Annotated in this window: 2 protein-coding genes; both read right to left on the bottom strand. The window is 43.4% G+C overall.

All coding sequences use genetic code 11. The features are described from left to right. Entirely contained in the window at window positions 1-1,533 is a 1,533-nt protein-coding gene (ahpF, locus tag BMSHG_RS00015; RefSeq protein ID WP_019152379.1) for an alkyl hydroperoxide reductase subunit F, read from the bottom strand. Window positions 1,534-1,545: 12 nt separating this feature from the next. Continuing rightward, the coding region (locus tag BMSHG_RS00010; RefSeq protein WP_019152378.1) for a redoxin domain-containing protein at window positions 1,546-1,815 on the bottom strand (270 nt) is incomplete at its 5' end.

Raw genomic sequence — 1,815 nt, 5'->3', positions numbered from 1 at the left:
TTAGTTTCGAATTAAGTAATCAAATGCGCCTAATGCGGCGGTTGCACCTGAACCCATCGAAATGATAATTTGTTTATATGCACTATCTGTACAGTCTCCTGCCGCAAAAACACCTGGGATACTGGTCGAACCGTGCTTATCGACGACAATCTCACCCATTCGTGTGCGTTCAATGGTGCCCTCTAACCACTCTGTATTCGGAACTAGACCGATTTGGACGAAAACACCTTCAAGTTCAACATGATGAATTTCGCCTGTCTCCCGATCTTTATAGGAAATTCCGTTTACTTTATCCGTTCCCGTAATCTCAGTTGTTTGAGCATTTTTGATGACCGTTGCATTTGCTAAACGATTTAATCGTTCTTGAAGGACGGAGTCCGCTTTAAGTTCTGGAGCAAATTCAATGACAGTGACATGCTTGACAATTCCGGCTAAATCAATCGCTGCTTCGATGCCAGAATTGCCACCGCCAATAACAGCTACATGTTTCCCTTCAAATAATGGACCATCACAATGTGGGCAATAGGCGACCCCTTTATTTTTGAACTCCAGTTCTCCTGGTACACCGACATTACGCCAGCGGGCACCTGTTGAAAGAATGACTGTTTTACTCTTTAACACAGCCCCATTTTCAAGTTCAACCTCAACCAACTCTTTCTTCTCTAAGCGCTTCGCCCGTTGAAGGTTCATGACATCCATATTCTCATACTGTTTTACATGCTCTTCAAGACTTGCCGCAAGCTTAGGACCTTCGGTGTATTTCACACTAATAAAATTTTCAATTCCAAGTGTATCCAAAATCTGACCACCGAAACGCTCCGCTACGATCCCTGTACGAATGCCTTTACGTGCGGCATACACAGCAGCACTCGCACCTGCTGGTCCACCACCTACGACAAGAACGTCGTACGGTTCTTTGTTGGAGAGCTCAGAAGCATTAGGACCACTGCCCATTTTCGCTAAAATCTCCTCAAGGGACATTCGGCCACTTCCAAAGGATTCCCCATTAAGGAAAACGGTAGGAACAGCCATAATCTCTTTCCTGTCCACTTCGTCTTTAAAAGCGGCTCCATCAATCATTGAATGGGAGATGCCAGGGTTTAACACAGCCATCGCATTGAGTGCCTGAACGACATCAGGACAATTATGGCAGCTTAAGCTAATATAGGACTCAAAGTGATAATTCCCCTTAATGTTTTTCACTTGATCGATGATTTTCTGATCCACTTTAGGAGCTCGTCCACTTACTTGAAGGAGAGCAAGGACTAAAGAGGTGAATTCATGACCAAGAGGAACACCAGCAAAAACAATGCCAGTCTCTTCACCGATTCGATTCACACTAAAGCTAGGGGTTCTTTCTAACGTTGTTTTCTCCACTTTAATATAGGAAGACATCGTTGCCAATTCATCGACTAAAGCGAGCATATCACGGGAAAATTGATCATCTCCAGCACTCACTTTAAGAAGAATGTCTCCTTCCATCATCTGAAGATATTGGGCTAATTGTGCTTTTATATCTGCATCTAATACCATCGAGTAAACTCCTTAAATCTTTCCTACAAGATCAAGACTTGGTTTAAGCGTTTCTCCGCCTTCTTGCCATTTAGCTGGGCAAACTTCTCCTGGATTGTTACGTACATATTGAGCGGCCTTGATTTTGTTTACAAGTGTGCTTGCATCACGACCGATGCCATCTGCATTGATTTCAACCGTTTGAACGATACCATCTGGATCGATAATGAACGTTCCACGTTGAGCAAGACCTGCTTCTTCATCTAATACTTCAAAATTACGAGAAATTTTTTGTGAAGGGTC

This window comes from Robertmurraya massiliosenegalensis JC6 (genome assembly GCF_000311725.1).
In the GTDB taxonomy this organism is placed as follows: Bacteria; Bacillota; Bacilli; order Bacillales; family Cytobacillaceae; genus Robertmurraya; species Robertmurraya massiliosenegalensis.
Note: the sequence above shows the minus strand (reverse complement) of the source record. Positions and strands in the feature narration are given on the sequence as shown.